Annotated in this window: 12 protein-coding genes and 2 tRNA genes; 10 read left to right on the top strand and 4 right to left on the bottom strand. The window is 64.3% G+C overall.

What is annotated here, in order from left to right; genetic code table 11:
• Nucleotides 1-38: 38 nt before the first annotated feature.
• Both RE429_RS13540 and RE429_RS13535 read right to left on the bottom strand, forming a co-directional pair.
• Nucleotides 39-761: an alanyl-tRNA editing protein gene (locus tag RE429_RS13540; RefSeq protein WP_414471274.1), complete on the bottom strand. Its 723-nt coding sequence runs from the start codon at nt 759-761 to the stop codon at nt 39-41.
• Nucleotides 762-1,437: 676 nt separating this feature from the next.
• A tRNA-Asn gene (locus RE429_RS13535) sits at nt 1,438-1,512 on the bottom strand.
• A 200-nt stretch (nt 1,513-1,712) separates the two neighbouring features.
• Between RE429_RS13535 and RE429_RS13530 the strand changes: the two genes are divergently transcribed.
• The 5 genes from RE429_RS13530 (at nt 1,713) to RE429_RS13510 (ending at nt 7,665) form a co-directional block, all read left to right on the top strand.
• A tRNA-Cys gene (locus tag RE429_RS13530) sits at nt 1,713-1,786 on the top strand.
• A gap of 25 nt (nt 1,787-1,811) precedes the next feature.
• Nucleotides 1,812-2,474, top strand: a complete 663-nt coding sequence (locus RE429_RS13525) for a protein-L-isoaspartate O-methyltransferase family protein (RefSeq protein ID WP_414471273.1) — start codon at nt 1,812-1,814, stop codon at nt 2,472-2,474.
• Nucleotides 2,475-2,814: 340 nt separating this feature from the next.
• A complete protein-coding gene (locus RE429_RS13520) occupies nt 2,815-4,179 on the top strand; it encodes a TolC family outer membrane protein (protein WP_414474199.1) in 1,365 nt (454 codons plus the stop codon).
• Nucleotides 4,180-4,336: 157 nt separating this feature from the next.
• Entirely contained in the window at nt 4,337-4,858 is a 522-nt protein-coding gene (locus RE429_RS13515) for a PopZ family protein (protein WP_414471272.1), read from the top strand.
• 98 nt (nt 4,859-4,956) lie between these two features.
• The gene (locus RE429_RS13510) at nt 4,957-7,665 is read left to right on the top strand and encodes a valine--tRNA ligase (RefSeq protein WP_414471271.1); all 2,709 of its coding nucleotides are present in this window, start codon (nt 4,957-4,959) and stop codon (nt 7,663-7,665) included.
• Nucleotides 7,666-7,919: 254 nt separating this feature from the next.
• Here the strand turns inward: RE429_RS13510 and RE429_RS13505 are convergent, their stop codons facing one another.
• On the bottom strand, nt 7,920-9,263 hold the full coding sequence (locus RE429_RS13505) for an Nramp family divalent metal transporter (protein WP_414471270.1): 1,344 nt from the start codon (nt 9,261-9,263) through the stop codon (nt 7,920-7,922).
• Nucleotides 9,264-9,697: 434 nt separating this feature from the next.
• On the opposite strand from RE429_RS13505, the gene RE429_RS13500 reads away from it, so the two are divergent.
• The 5 genes from RE429_RS13500 to RE429_RS13480 all read left to right on the top strand — a co-directional run bounded on the left by RE429_RS13500 (nt 9,698) and on the right by RE429_RS13480 (nt 13,722).
• A complete protein-coding gene (locus RE429_RS13500) occupies nt 9,698-11,677 on the top strand; it encodes an acetyl/propionyl/methylcrotonyl-CoA carboxylase subunit alpha (protein ID WP_414471269.1) in 1,980 nt (659 codons plus the stop codon).
• 55 nt (nt 11,678-11,732) lie between these two features.
• Nucleotides 11,733-12,170: a DUF1489 family protein gene (locus RE429_RS13495; protein WP_414471268.1), complete on the top strand. Its 438-nt coding sequence runs from the start codon at nt 11,733-11,735 to the stop codon at nt 12,168-12,170.
• Between the two features lie 24 nt (nt 12,171-12,194).
• The gene (locus RE429_RS13490) at nt 12,195-12,443 is read left to right on the top strand and encodes a hypothetical protein (protein WP_414471267.1); all 249 of its coding nucleotides are present in this window, start codon (nt 12,195-12,197) and stop codon (nt 12,441-12,443) included.
• 80 nt (nt 12,444-12,523) lie between these two features.
• Nucleotides 12,524-12,880, top strand: a complete 357-nt coding sequence (locus RE429_RS13485) for a hypothetical protein (protein ID WP_414471266.1) — start codon at nt 12,524-12,526, stop codon at nt 12,878-12,880.
• 131 nt (nt 12,881-13,011) lie between these two features.
• Complete coding sequence (locus tag RE429_RS13480) at nt 13,012-13,722, top strand: DnaJ domain-containing protein (RefSeq protein ID WP_414471265.1); 711 nt, start codon at nt 13,012-13,014, stop codon at nt 13,720-13,722.
• Nucleotides 13,723-13,816: 94 nt separating this feature from the next.
• On the opposite strand, the gene RE429_RS13475 is transcribed toward RE429_RS13480, so the two are convergent.
• Nucleotides 13,817-15,358 carry an SPOR domain-containing protein gene (locus RE429_RS13475; protein ID WP_414471264.1) on the bottom strand — a complete coding sequence of 514 codons (1,542 nt, stop codon included), beginning with the start codon at nt 15,356-15,358 and terminating at the stop codon, nt 13,817-13,819.
• Between the last annotated feature and the right edge of the window lie 187 nt (nt 15,359-15,545).

The following is a 15,545-nucleotide window of genomic DNA, read 5'->3' as shown; positions in this document are numbered from 1 at the left end:
GAATGCTCCTGGCGGTGTCCTGTCGATGAAATAGCGCTTCAGTCCACAAGGGACAGGCGAACGCGGCGGTTCTGCTTGCCCTTCTTCTCGATGTCGGTGACGAGCGCCTGTCCGATCTCGCCGGTGCGGCGCACATGCGTGCCGCCGCAGGGCTGAAGATCGATTCCCTCGATCTCCACGAGGCGCACCCGGCCCGATCCGCGCGGCGGCTTCACCGACATGGTCTTCACGAGGCCGGGATTCGCATCGAGCTCCTCGTCCGTGATCCAGCGCTCCGTGACGGGCGCATCGCGCGCGATCAATGCGTTCAGCCGTTCGGTCAGTTCGGCCTTGTCGAGACCCGCATCGGGAATGTCGAAATCGAGGCGGCCGTCGCCGTCGCCGACCGCGCCGCCGGTGACCGGGTAGGGCAGGACGACGCTCAGGACGTGCAGCGCCGTATGGACGCGCATGCGCTTGAAACGACGCTCCCAGTCGAGTTCCATGTCGACGTTCTCTCCCTGGGAAAAGCGCGGGGCGGCCTCCGTCCCCACCAGATGAACGACCTGCGAGCGGTCGGAGCCGTAAACCGTGTTGGTCACGGCGACCGAATCGCCGTTCCGGCGACGGATGACGCCGACATCGCCCGGCTGGCCGCCGCCCTGGGCATAGAACACGGTCCGGTCGAGGATGACGCCGCCTTCGGGCGTCACATCGAGAACGGTCGCCGTGCAGGAACGGGCATAGGCATTGTCGCGAAACAGGAGAGTGGTGGCGGTCATGGTCAATCCGGAAGACGAGGGTGCGGGAGCGTTCCCGCACAGGGATCCCGATGCTGCTGGAAACCAGAGGGCCGGGTCAAGCCGTCGACGGATCGGGCTTTCGATGTTGCGCGGACATTTCGAGCGTCCGGGCGTTTCCATCCCGGAGCCCGCGAACAATGGCGCGGGTGCATGATTCCGGGGCGGGTGTGGATAAGTCTGCGAAGTTTTTTCATCTTCGAGGGCGAAGAATCCGGACGAACGACCGCTCCCGCCGGATCACGGACGAAAAAAAGGACCGGCTTTCGTGACGACCATCGGAATTTCGCTCCGACATTTCGTGAATCGGAGCCCTCATTCCATCGCGCGGCGCCCGGGGATTCGAATCTGCGGGACCTTTCGAACCTGCGGGGCCCTTCGAACCTGCGACTTGCCATGGCTGTTCCGAGAGCCACGATCGCATCCGGGACATGGAATCGTCACGGTCCCGGCGAGGGCAGGGACCGGAACCAGGATGCGACGGGATCGAAGGGGCGGCAATGGGAAGGGGCGGCAATGGGAAGGGGGGCAAAGGGAAGGGGGGCAAAGGAATGTGCAGACAAGGGCAATCGCCACGCCTGCCGGCATGCGGGCCTGCAGAGGCCAAAGGCCGGCTTACAGGGAGAAAACCGATTTCGTCGCGATTGGGGAGAGAAATTGGCTCCGGCGGTAGGATTCGAACCTACGACCAACGGATTAACAGTCCGCTGCGCTACCGCTGCGCCACGCCGGAATAAGCCATACCTTCGAGAGGCGGTTCCTCTCTGTCGCCAGGGCTGCCGGAGCAGCTCTCGTCGGCGACGGTGGCTGGCATATAACACGGGTTTTGCGCGTTGCAAGCCCCTTTCGTCACCGATGTCGCAAAACGGGCTGTTGCTCTTTGGGAGGGCACTTGCTATGAGGCTCCCGCCGCAGTCGCGGTGCGCCCCGGATGGCCTCGTGGCGGAGTGGTTACGCAGAGGACTGCAAATCCTTGCACCCCGGTTCGATTCCGGGCGAGGCCTCCAAGTCGAATTTCTGAAGGCAATCCCCATGGTCGATTTCTCGCAAGCGCGCCGAATGATGGTTGATAGCCAGCTGCGCACTTTCGATGTGAACGACATTCCGCTGCTCGATGCCATGGGCCGCGTTCCGCGTGAGACGTTCGTTCTCCCCGGCCGTGAGGGGCTTGCCTATATCGACCAGGACATCCTGGTCGATGAAGGTGCCGCCCGCCGGTACATGCTCTCCCCGATGAACTTGGGCCGCATGATCCAGGCCCTGAGCGTCGTGGCCGGCGACAAGGCCCTGGATGTGGCCTGTGGTCGCGGTTATGCCTCCGCCGTCCTTGCCGAGCTCGGCGCTCAGGTGACGGCGCTGGAATCGGACGAGACCCTTGCCGCCGAGGCGAGGAGGAGCCTTGCGGCCGCCGGCTTCACTGGCGTCGAGGTGGTTACGGGCGCTCTCGAGCGGGGGCATCCGAAGAATGCTCCCTATAACGTTATCCTGATCAACGGTGCCGTCGATCTGCGCCCGGACGGGCTTCTCGAGCAGCTGGCCGATGGCGGCCGCCTGGTCTGCGTGAAGGGCCGTGGCCGCGCGGCGCGCGTGACGCTTTATGTGCGCACGGGCAAGGCCTTCGGCGAGCGGACCCTGTTCGACGCGGCGGCTCCCGTGCTTGCGCCCTTCATGCAAGAGCCGGGTTTCACGTTCTAGCGCCTGGTGCGGCCCTTCGGTCCGCTCAAACGACGCGCTCCTCGAATCCATGCTCTTGAGCATCTTTTCTCGTCCGGTGCTCTGGTCCCGTTCTCTAAACCCTTAATATCCTTTAAATCCTTCGAGAAAGGTGTCGCTTTTTTGCGCCACCTCGCTGCTAAAATGCCGTTGCGAGCTGTGCGTTATTGCCGACTCGGCCGTGATGGGTATTGTTGCGCTTTAAATCGTGCGAGTCTTGTGAATCGGTTTCGCTCGTGAGTTTTTGGTATCTTGGGTCGTTAGGCAGGTCAGCGTGAACGGGAAGCAATCCAGCAGGCAGAATCGCATCCTCCTCGGGGCCATGACCTCCGTGTTCGTCTTTGCGGTCGCGGGCAACGTCTCGGCCGAGACGCTGGAAAGCGCTCTGGCCAAGTCCTATGGCAACAACCCCAACCTGAACGCTCAGCGCGCCAGCGTGCGTGCGACGGATGAAAACGTCGCCCAGGCGAAATCCGGCTATCGTCCGTCGATCACCGGCACGGCCGACATCGCGCGCAGTTATTCCAAGTATGACAGCCGCACCCCGCCGACGATCTTCGGCGGCGGCGAACAAACCACGATCCTCACCCCTCGCGGCTTCGGGCTCGAGATCAACCAGACGGTCTTCGACGGCTTCCGGACGGACAATTCCGTGCGCCGGGCCGAATCCGGCGTCCTCGCGGCCCGCGAGGACCTGACCACGACGGAGCAATCCACTCTGGTCAATGCCGCGACAGCCTACATGGACGTGCTGCGGGACACGGCGATTCTCGACCTTCAGCGCAACAACGTCGAGGTCATCGACGAGCAGCTCCGCCAGACCCGGGACCGGTTCAATGTCGGCGAGGTGACCCGGACGGACGTGGCCCAGGCGGAATCGCGTCTGGCGGCGGCCCGCTCGCAGGAAGCCCAGGCCGAGGCCAATCTGCGGGCGAGCATCGCGCGCTATCGCCAGTTCGTGGGCGTCGAGCCCCGGCAGCTGGCGCCCGGGCGGCCCCTCGACAAGCTCACCCCCAGTTCGCTGGACAGGGCGCTCAAGATCGCTTTCGGCGAGCATCCGGCCATCAAGGCGGCCCAGCACCAGGTCGACGCGGCCGAACTGCAGGTCAAGATCGCGCAGGGCGCCCTCGCTCCGCAGCTCGGCGTCACGGCCTCCGTCTCCCAGCGCTACGATACCCGGATCGGCAACGACGAGGCCCTCATCGCCTCTGCCGGGGCCCGCCTGACGGTTCCGATCTACGAAGGCGGTCAGGCCTATTCCGCCACGCGGCAGGCCAAGGAGCAGGCCGGCCAGGCGCAGCTCCAGGCCGACTGGGTCCGCGATCAGATTCGCGCCGCCGTCGTCTCGAACTGGGGCGCTCTCGAAGCGGCCCGCGCTCAGATCCAGGCGGCCCAAGCCCAGATCGATGCCGCCGAGACCGCTCTCAGCGGTGTCCGCGAAGAGGCTCGCGTCGGCCAGCGCACCACCCTCGACGTGCTGAACGCCCAGCAGGAACTTCTCACGGCGCGCGTGAACCTGATTCAGGCGCAGCGCGATCGCGTCGTGGCGTCCTATCAGCTCGTCAGCGCGATGGGTCGCCTCAATTCGCGCGCCCTGGGTCTCGCCGTGAATCACTACAGCCCCAAGATTCACTACGACCAGGTCAAAGATCTCTGGATCGGTACGACGACGCCTGACGGTCGTTGATAAGTATCGGGGCTGGAACGGTTTGGTTCCGGCCCCGCTTGTTTTCTGCGGGTTTGCGTAAAATACTCATACTATTCTCGATAAAGAGATTCTAAAAAACTCTATTTTACTGGGTGGGGCGATGGGTTCGATGAACCTGAAGGCTAACGAGCCGTCGATGGATGATATTTTAGCGTCCATCCGCCGGATTATTTCAGAAGATCCCGAGCCCAGCCCTCACGAGCCCGAGCCAACGCCGCTGCAGACCGTCCTCGGCATCGCTGAACGCCACGTGTCGTCCGGCTTCTATGCCGACGCACTCCCTGAGCCTGCCGGGGAAGAATGGCCCCTTGCCCAGGATGGCCCGTTCCGGAGCGAGCCGTCCTCCGCCCGCCACAGGGAGAGCGTAGAGGCCGCGGAGCCCGTCCGACCCTCGCTCTCCGCGGCGGCCGCTCAGTCCCTCTCCCAGCCTTGCGAGCGCAATCCGGGCGAGGCCCTGATGTCCCGCGCGGCCGAAACGTCCGTCTCCGAGGCTTTCGCCCAACTGGCGGCCGCGCGTGCGGCAAGCCGGTCTCTCACGGTCGAGGAGCTGATGAAGGAAATGCTCCGCCCCATGCTCAAGGCGTGGCTCGATGAAAACCTTCCTGACCTCGTGGAACGCCTCGTCCAGGCCGAAATCAAGCGCCTGACGCGAGGCTGAGCTTGAAGTTTTCGTCCATCGGTTGACTTCCCTCGATCCGTCCGGTTTGTAGCCGTCTTGCTTGCGCGTTTGGCGCGCCAACAGGCCGGTACCACATCATGATGGACAAGACGTTCGACCCCGCTTCCGTCGAAGCCCGCATCGCCACCCGCTGGGAGGAGGCCGAGGCCTTCAAGGCCGGACGGCCCGATCGTAAGGGCGCCGACCCATATTCCATCGTCATTCCGCCGCCGAACGTAACCGGTTCGCTCCATATGGGGCACGCCCTCAACAACACCATTCAGGACATCCTCTGCCGCTTCGAGCGCATGCGCGGGCGCGACGTGCTCTGGCAGCCGGGCACAGACCATGCGGGTATCGCCACCCAGATGGTGGTCGAGCGCCGGCTGATGGAAAAGCAGATCCACCGCCGCGAGCTCGGCCGTGACGAGTTCATCAAGCGCGTGTGGGAATGGAAAGAGGAATCCGGCGGCACCATCGTGCGCCAGCTCAAGCGGCTGGGCGCCTCCTGCGACTGGTCGCGCGAGCGCTTCACCATGGACGAGGGCCTGTCCAAGGCCGTCCTCAAGGTGTTCGTGGATCTCTACGGCCAGGGGCTGATCTACAAGGACAAGCGCCTCGTGAACTGGGATCCCAAGTTCCAGACCGCGATCTCCGACCTGGAGGTGATGCAGGTCGAGGTGAAGGGCAATCTCTGGCATATCCGCTACGCCATCGAGGGAATGCCCGACCGCTCGATCACCGTCGCGACCACCCGGCCCGAGACGATGCTCGGCGACGTCGCGGTCGCCGTGCATCCGGAGGACGAGCGCTACAAGGACCTGATCGGCAAGTTCGCCATCCTGCCCCTGGTCGGCCGCCGCATTCCGATCGTCGCGGATGAATATTCGGATCCCGAGAAGGGCACGGGCGCGGTGAAGATCACCCCCGCGCACGACTTCAACGACTTCGAGGTCGGCAAGCGCCACAAGCTGCCGCTGATCAACATCTTCGGCACGGAGGCGCAGCTGGCGCTCTCCGGCAACGAGGGCTTCCTCGAGGGCCTCGCGGAGACGGACGACCTGAAGGCGGTTCTCGCCCTCGACGGCCTCGACCGCTTCGAGGCCCGCAAGCGCATCGTCGCCATGCTCGAGGAGCGCGAGATCCTCGCGCAGATCGAGCCGCACACCCATACGGTGCCGCACGGCGACCGCTCGAACGTGGTCATCGAGCCCTATCTGACCGACCAGTGGTACGTGAACGTGAAGCCGCTGGCCGACCGCGCGCTCGACGCCGTGCGCAAGGGCAAGACCAAGTTCGTGCCCGAGAACTGGGAGAAGACCTACTTCCAGTGGCTGGAGAACATCGAGCCCTGGTGCATCTCGCGCCAGCTCTGGTGGGGCCATCAGATCCCGGCCTGGTACGACGACGAGGGCAACGTCTTCGTGGCCCATTCGGAAGAGGACGCGAAGGCTCAAGCCCGCGCCAAGCACGGCAAGGACGTGGCGCTCACGCGCGACGAGGACGTGCTCGACACCTGGTTCTCCTCCGCGCTCTGGCCGTTCTCGACGCTCGGCTGGCCGGACGAGACGCCGGAGCTGAAGCGCTATTATCCGACCAACACCCTGGTCACGGGCTTCGACATCATCTTCTTCTGGGTCGCCCGAATGATGATGATGGGCCTGCATTTCATGGAGGAAGTGCCGTTCGACACGGTCTATATCCACGCCCTCGTCCGCGACGAGAAGGGCGCGAAGATGTCGAAGTCGAAGGGCAACGTCATCGATCCGCTCGACGTGATCGAACAATACGGCGCGGATGCGCTGCGCATGACCCTGTCGGCCATGGCGGCGCAGGGACGCGACATCAAGCTGTCGGTGCAGCGCGTCGAAGGCTACCGCAATTTCGCGACCAAGATCTGGAACGCGGCGCGCTTTGCCGAGATGAACGAGTGCAAGCGGGTCGAAGGCTTCGACCCCAAGGCGGTCGGGGAGACGCTCAACAAATGGGCGCTCAGCGAATGCGCGAAGGCCATCAACGAGGTCGCGGCCGGCATCCAGGCCTACCGCTTCAACGAGGCGGCGCTCGCGGCCTATCGCTTCGTGTGGAACGTGTTCTGCGACTGGACTCTGGAACTCGCCAAGCCCGTCCTGCAGGGCGCCGATTCACCGGCCAAGACCGAGACCCGCGCCACCATCGCGTTCATCCTCGATGAGATCTGCAAGCTGCTTCATCCCTTCATGCCCTTCCTCACGGAAGAGCTGTGGGACGTGAAGGGCCAGGAGGGGCCGAAGCGTGAGACGGTCCTGGCGCTGGCGCCGTGGTCGAACCTCGATCATCTCATCGACGGCCAGGCCGAGGCCGAGATCGGCTGGGTGGTGGACCTCGTCAACGAGATCCGCTCCGCCCGTTCCGAGACGAACGTGCCCGCCGGCGCGCAGATCCCGCTTGCGCTCGTCGCGTCCTCGGCCGACGTGAAGGCCCGCGCGGATCGCTGGGGCGATATCGTGAAGCGCCTCGCGCGCCTCTCCGGAATCTCCTTTGTCGACGCCGCGCCGAAGAGCTCGATCCAGCTCCTCATCCGCGGCGAAGCGGCTGCGCTTCCGCTGGAGGGCGTGATCGACCTCGATGCCGAGCGCGCGCGTCTCGCCAAGGAGATCCAGAAGCTCGACGTCGATATCGGCAAGATCGACGCGAAGCTCGGGAATGCCGATTTCATCAAGCGCGCCCCCGAAGAGGTGGTCGACGAGCAGCGCGAACGCCGCGAGGACGCTCTCGCCCGCAAGACCAAGATGGAAGAGGCGCTCGGGCGTCTGAAGGACGCCTAAGGTTTCATCGTCATGGCCGCACTCGGCGCGGCCATGACGATGCAGGATGACGCCATCGCACGTGATATCGAACTCACGTCCGGCGCTTTAACATCGTGGTCTTGAGCATCTTTTCGCGCAAACCCGGTTCCCGCTTCCCGCGCCCGATGCTCCCCCTATAGAACAGCGCATCGTTCTCGCGAAAAACCGGGGCCACTTTTTCGCACGAGGCGCTAACGGATAAGGCGTGACGGGCGAGGCCTCCGGATGCCTCGTCACACCACGAAATCCACCAGCAGCTTTATGTTGAGCACCACGATCACGGTCGCGACCAGGCCGGCGACGGCCGTGAGCCAGCGGGGCGTCACGAGATCGCCCATCTTGGAGCGCGAGGCCGTCAGCGTGACCAGCGGGATGACCGCGAAGGGGAGCTGAAGGCTGAGGATCACCTGGCTCAGGATCAGGAGCCTCGCCGTTCCGCCCTCGCCGTAGGCGATGGTGACGGCGGCGGCCGGAATGATGGCGATGCCGCGCGTGATGAGGCGGCGCATCCATGGCGCGATCCTGAAGTTGATGAACCCCTCCATGACGATCTGACCGGCCATCGTGGCCGTGACGGTGGAGTTCAGGCCGCAGCAAAGCAGCGACAGGCCGAACAGCATGGGGGCGATGGCGGTTCCCAGAATGCCGTAGAGCAGGGTGTGGGCTTCGCCGATTTCGGCGATTTCGGTGCGGCCCGTATGGTGGAAGGCCGCCGCCGCGAGGATCAGCAGGGATGCGTTGATCGTGAGCGCGAACATGAGCGCCACGGTCGAATCGAGCGTCGCGAAGCGCAGCGCCTCGCGCTTCTCGGGAAGGGTCTCGCCATAGGCGCGCGTCTGCACGATGCCCGAGTGCAGATAGAGGTTGTGCGGCATCACGGTCGCGCCGAGGATTCCGAGCGCGAGATAGAGCATGTCCGGATCGGTGACGATCTGGGTCGTAGGCGCGAAGCCTGCGACGACCGCGCCCCAATTCGGATCGGCCATGACGATCTGGATGCCGAAGCATACGGCGATCACCCCGAGCAGGGTGATGATGAAGGCTTCGACCCAGCGGAAGCCGAGATTCTGCAGATAGAGAATGAGAAACACGTCGAGCGCCGTGATGACGACGCCGATCTCCAAAGGAATGCCGAACAGGAGGTTCAGCCCGATGGCGGTACCGATCACCTCGGCGAGATCGGTGGCGCAGATGGCAAGCTCCGCCAGAACCCACAGTCCCCAGGCGACGGGCTTCGAATAAGCGTCGCGGCAGGCCTGGGCGAGGTCGCGTCCCGTGGCGACCGCCAGCCGGGCGCAGAGCGACTGCAGGATGATCGCCATGACGTTCGAGATCAGGGCCACCGACAGCAAAGCATAGCCGTATTTCGAGCCGCCCGCGATGGAGGTGGCCCAGTTGCCGGGGTCCATGTAGCCCACGGCCACGAGGTAGCCCGGCCCGAAGAACGCCATGGCTCGCCGCCAGGGGGAACCGGAGCGCACCTTAATCGAACGGTTCACTTCAGGCATCGACGGCAGGTCGCCTTCCTGACGCCAGGCTGCCTTGCGGACGAGGGAGACGGGGGGAGATTGATCCATGGCCAATTCTGCAGTTGCAAGTCATTTGCAAGTAAAGGGTAGCCCGGGCTTCCCCATTGCGCAAGAGGGCATTCACAAGGGAATTGGAGGGGATGAAGCGCTCATCCGAATGAGACCCGATGGAATCTGCGCCAGACGGACGCCTCACGCAAGCGCCGGTTCCGGGCCGCGGTATGACCCAGCGGCAGCTGTTCGAGGGAGACGAGCCGCCCAGGTTTTGCGCCAGCGCATCGTGCGGACCCGGCGGGCCGCTCAAGCGATGCGCTCCCCGATTCTATGGTTCTGAGCATCTTTTCACGCAAAACCGGTACCCACTTTTGCGTTCGATGCTCGCGGGGGGCATCGGATCCAATCCCAAAAGCGGATTCCACTTTCGGGCCCGATGCTCTAGCTGTTGATCAACCGAACCTGAATTCGGACCGGAAGGAATGACCATGCTCGAGAGTGTCCTCATTGCCAATCGCGGCGAGATCGCCTGCCGGATCATCCGCACGGCGCAGCGCTTGGGAATGCGCACCATCGCGGTCTATTCGGAAGCGGATGCGAACGCACTCTTCGTGCAGATGGCGGACGAGGCCTATCCGATCGGTCCCGCCCCCGCCCGCGAGAGCTATCTGCGGATCGACAGGATCATCGAAGTCGCCAAGCAGGCCGGGGCGGCTTCCATTCATCCCGGCTACGGTTTTCTGTCCGAGCGCGCCGAATTCGCCGAGGCCTGCGCCTCCAACGGCATCGTGTTCGTCGGGCCGCCTGCGTCAGCCATCAGGGCGATGGGCCTGAAGGACGCCGCCAAGGCGCTCGTGCAGCAGGCGGGCGTACCGGTCGTGCCGGGCTATCACGGTTCGAAGCAGGATCCCGATTTCCTGCGCCAGAAAGCCTACGAGATCGGTTATCCGGTTCTCATCAAGGCCGTCGCGGGCGGTGGCGGCAAGGGCATGCGGCGCGTCGACAAGGCTGCCGATTTCGATGCCGCTTTGGAGAGCGCGCAGCGCGAAGCCGCGAGCGCCTTCGGCGACCCGCGCGTGCTGGTCGAAAAATATGTCCTGTCGCCGCGCCATATCGAGATGCAGGTGTTCGCCGACGCCCACGGCAACGTGGTGCATCTCTTCGAGCGCGATTGCTCGCTCCAGCGTCGGCACCAGAAGGTGATCGAGGAAGCTCCCGCTCCCGGCATGACGCCGCAGATGCGCCAGGCCATGGGCCAGGCGGCGGTCGAGGCGGCGCGCGCCGTGGGCTATGTGGGCGCAGGCACGGTGGAATTCATCGCCGACGGACGCGAGGGCCTTCGCGCCGACCGCTTCTATTTCATGGAAATGAACACGCGCCTGCAGGTGGAGCATCCGGTGACGGAGGCGATCACCGGGCTCGATCTCGTCGAGCTGCAGTTCTGCGTGGCGTCCGGCGAGCCGCTGCCCTTCGCGCAAGGAGATCTTTCCGTCGACGGTCATGCCGTGGAGGCCCGCCTTTACGCGGAGGATCCGGAAAAGGAGTTCCTGCCCTCGACGGGCAAACTCTGGGCTTTGGAGTTTCCTGAAGGCGAGGGCATCCGGATCGACACGGGTGTCGAGGCGGGGGCCGAGGTAACGCCCTATTACGATCCGATGATCGCGAAGGTGATCGCCCACGGCGCCACGCGCGATGAGGCACTGTCGAAGCTCGCGGACGCGCTCGGGCAGACGATCGTCGCCGGACCGAAGACCAACACGGCGTTTCTGAAGAAACTCTGCGAGGCTCACCAATTCAGGGCAGGGCAGTTCGACACCGGGTTCATCGATCGGAATCTGGAAGAACTCGGCGCGCAACCGCGCCCCGTCGACGAGGTTGCCGCCTCTATCGGGGCCGCGGCCTTGATCTCTCGCGAGATCGACCGCTTGCAGATGTCGGAGCATCTGACGAACGATGAGCCTTCGTCTCCCTGGTCGCATGCGGATGGATTTCAGCTTCTCGGGATACGCAATGTCGGTATTCCGCTGCGCGTGGACGGCGAGCGCGTGGAGGCACGCGAAGTGTTCAGCGCCGACCATTCGGGTGTCAGCACGGTCGCCGTGGGTCGGAGCGATCCCTGGGCCGACGAGCAGATCGACCGTGAGGTCGATACGCCTCACGGTGTCTACATTTTCCGAAACGGACGCCAGACGCTCGTGCAGCCTTACGATCCCTTCGACGTCGATCTCGAACACATGGACGAGGGTGGCTCCGTGAAGGCGCCGATGCACGGGAAGCTCGTGGCCGTGTTCGTGCAGCCGGGCGAGAAGGTCGAGAAGGGGCAGCGCCTCGCGGTCGTCGAGGCGATGAAGATGGAGCACGTGCTCGTGGCGCCCTCCGACGGCGAGGTGGCGGAGATCGCGGCCGAGCCCGGCGCGCAGGTTGCCGAGGGCGCCCGTCTCATTGTCCTGAAGGCAGAAGAGGACTAGGAGTGCGGCGGAACGCCTGATGGGCGTATCCCCATCCGCATGGTTCAACGCTGACATGGCTCTTCATCTGATCAAACTCTGCGTAGGCTGCGAGTCCATCACCGATCTCGAGGAATGGATCGAGGAGAACCGCGCCCATCATCGGAGGCTCGGACGCGATTTCGAGCAGACGCATACCACCCGCATGATGCCCAAACGCGTGGAGGAGCTTCTGGACGGTGGTTCCCTCTACTGGGTCATCAAGGGCCAGGTCGCTGCGCGCCAGACGCTCCTGGACGTGCGCCCTTTCACCGATGCCGATGGCATCGGCCGCTGCCGGCTCGTGCTGGAGCCCAAGGTCGTCGCCGTGGAGCCGCGTCCCTACAGGCCGTTCCAGGGATGGCGCTATCTGGTCGCGAAGGATGCGCCGCGCGATATCGACGGAAAGACAGGCGATCTTGCCAAGATGCCCGAGGACATGCGACGGGAATTGGCCGAACTCGGCTTGCTTTAACCTATGTGAATCCCGGAGAGTGTCATGAAGCTCCCGACTCTTCTCGTATCGTCACTGCTCATGACGGCGGGACCAGCGCTCGCCAAGGAGTGCCGCATTCCCGATCCGAAGCCGGGACAGGCCCTTCGGCTTCCGCCCGAATGCAAGGACGTGGCGCGACCCGGGCCGAAGGCCGAAGCGCTGCGGAGCGAGCCGGGCGCCATCGATTTCGGGAACGGAACGACGCTGCGAATCGGAGGCAGCGTACGCGCGGAAACGGGCTGGCGCCGTTAGACTTTTTTGCTGGGGAGCGTCTTGGAACCCCGCTGGCTGGATTCGCATTGGCCTTACAGTTCAGTAGAGTGGAGGTTCCGATGCTCCTGTCCGCATCCGAAGGCCGGCACTGGCGTTATGAAGTCTGTGAGCACGAGGACGGATATCTCGTCCAGATGCGCGATCTGACAACGGGGGAGCTGGACGACGATTTCTCCACGATCTTCCGTACCCTCCCGGTTGCATTCGCCTATGCCGAGATGTCGGCCGCGTACGAACGCTACGCTGCCTGCGAGCTCGAGCAGGTCGAGGACAAGGAGATCGAAATCGACGTGGAAATCACCGAGCGCCATTTCATCGACCTGAGCGACCGCCTGCACGATTCCGGCATCAACGGCATCGTTATTCAGGCCTGGGAGCGGGAGAGCCAGCGCGGATCGGCCCGCCTCCTCCACTGAATCGTCATACGGAAATTCCGCTTCTGTCGAGGCCGGTTCCACGAAAGTGGGGCCGGCTTTGTCGTGAAAGAAGCCCTCGACGATTTACAAGCGCCTCGTCCCGGCCCACATCATGAGGCGGGAATGGACACATGATGCTGCTTTTTGGAATTGCGGCCGCCGCCCTCGTGTGGTGGCTGCTCAAGGTTTTCGCCCGCTCGGATACGGTTGCCGTGGCCAAGGCCGTGAAGATCGTCGGAGGGATCGCGGCCCTCGGCGCGGCGGTGGCGATCGGGGCCAAGGGACAGATCGCCACAGCCCTCCTGGTGGGTGGCCTCGGCGCCTGGATGCTCGGCTGGAGCAGATTGCCGCTCCCCGGTCCGTTGGGCCGCTTTCAGAAGGCCGCCGGCCGGTATTCGCGGATCCGGTCCGCCATGATCGAGATGGAGATCGACCATGCGACGGGCGGAGTGGAGGGCAGCGTCCTGGCCGGCGCCTTCGCCGGACGGCGGCTGTCGAGCCTGGCGCCCGAGAACCTGCGCCGCCTCTACGACGAGTGCGGCGCTCTGGATCCGGACGGGATTTCTCTCCTAGAGGCTTATCTTGATCGCCGGTTTGCCGGCTGGCGTGAAGACGCTCAGGGAGATCGAGACACGCGGACGCGCACCCATGCGCATTCGGGCGTAATGACGAAAGATGAAGCCTATCAGATCCTGGGGCTTAAGCCGGGAGCGAGCCTCGACGAGATCAGACATGCGCATCGCACGCTGATCAAGAAGCTCCATCCTGACCAGGGAGGGACGGCGTATCTCGCCGCTCGCGTGAATCAGGCGAGAGAAGTCCTGTTGAGCCGACATCGCTGATACTCCACGCGCGATCCGGTTTTGGATGAGTGCGACGGAGCAGACACAACGCACCGTCGCCTATTGATTAAAACGGCGAGAGATTAAAACTTTGTCAGCCGCGGGAGGCGAAGCAGTTCAGGCCGCCTTTCTTGAGCGCCTTGCAGGCCTTCTCGGCATCGCCGGATTCCTTGAAGCCGGAGAAGCGGGCGCGGTAGAGCGTGCTGCCGTTCGAGACCACCTTTTCGGTGTAGGGAGAGACTTTGCCGAGGACATTGCCGAAGCGGCCGCGGGCGGAGTCCAGGATGTCCTTCGCCTTGCCTTCGTCATCGGTCGCGCCGAGCTGGATCACCCAGCCGCTGACGGTCTTCTTGGGTTCGGGAAGCTCGACCTTCAGGGATGCGACCTTCGTCGGCTCGGGCTGGGCCGAAGCCGCGGGCTTGGTCTCGATCTTGGCCTGAAGGGCGGCCTTCTGGGCATCCGAGATCTTCGGGGGCTGGGCCGGAAGCGCCGCATAGGCCTGGGCGTTCAGCGGCAGCGGCTCGGAGCCCTTCTGCCAGCGGATGGAAGACGGGGTGGTGGTGGAGCTCGCGCCGGTCGCGGAAGCGACCACCGGACGCAGGGTGTTCAGGTCGAGCGGCTTGCGCTCCGGGACGGGGACCGGCGCGGGAGCCTCGGGGGCGGCCATGGCCTGCGGCACTGCCGAGGCGACCTGGACGGGAGCAGGGACGGGCGCCGCCTCGGCCACCTGGGTCTGAGCGCCGCGCTCGACCACGGGCGGCGCAACGCGGCTGCCGGCATAGGCCCGGGGCAGGTAACTCTCGATGAGACCCGCCATCTTCTGGTCGCGCGAACCGGCCGAGCGGCCGCCGAGAACCACGGCCACGAGGCTGCGGCTGTCCGTGTTGACCGACGTCAGCAGGTTGAAGCCGGAGAGGCGGGTATAGCCGGTCTTGATGCCGTCGACGCCGTTGAACTGGCCCAGAAGCCGGTTGTGGCCCCGGATCGTGCGCTTGCCGAACTGGAAGGATCGGGTGTCGAAATAGGCGAAATATTTCGGAAAGCGGTCCTGAATCGCGCGGCCCAGGATCGAGAGGTCGCGTGCCGTCGTGATGTTCGGCGGCGAGTTCGGCAGGCCGTGCGGATTGTAGAATTCCGACGAGTTCATGCCGAGTTCCTTGGCCTTGCGCGTCATCATGCGTGCGAAGGCCTCTTCGGAGCCGGCGATGTTCTCGGCCACCACGACGGAGACGTCGTTGGCGGAGAGCGTCACCATGGCCTTGATCGCGTCGTCCACCTCGATCGTCGAGCCCGGGCGCAGGCCGAGCTTGGTCGGGGGCTGGCTTGCCGCGTATTCCGAGACGGTGAGGGGGGGGTTCAGGGCCATGCGGCCGCGTTCGAGCTGCTCGAACAGCAGGTACAGGCTCATCACCTTGGTGATGGAGGCGGGGATGCGGGGAGCGTCGATGTTCTCGCCCTGGAGGATCTTGCCGGTCTTTGCATCCACGACGATGGAGGCGGAAGGAGGAGCGTAGCCGCCCCCCGTGGAAACCTTGCGGCGTGCGGCTTCGGCAGGAGAGGAGAGGGCTATGGCGACAGAAGTGACAATACCAACAAACGTCCATGCAGTTCGGCGTCGTACCCAAACCGAAGTCATACTGAAAATCCCTGTTGAATTGGGTTTTTGGCCTCCGCGACCGGTTCTCCGAACGGAGAATGTTGCCGGCGCAACACATCGTCCGACCGTACGAGAGTGAGGTTACGAGGCCGTTAACAGGGATTGCTCCGGTTGAATAGCCTTTGTGCGGTGCACAAAAAAACTTGACAAATTTTGTGCGGTGCAC

It is taken from the genome of Microvirga sp. M2, from assembly GCF_047497095.1.
Classification (GTDB): Bacteria; Pseudomonadota; Alphaproteobacteria; order Rhizobiales; family Beijerinckiaceae; genus Microvirga.
Note: the sequence above shows the minus strand (reverse complement) of the source record. Positions and strands in the feature narration are given on the sequence as shown.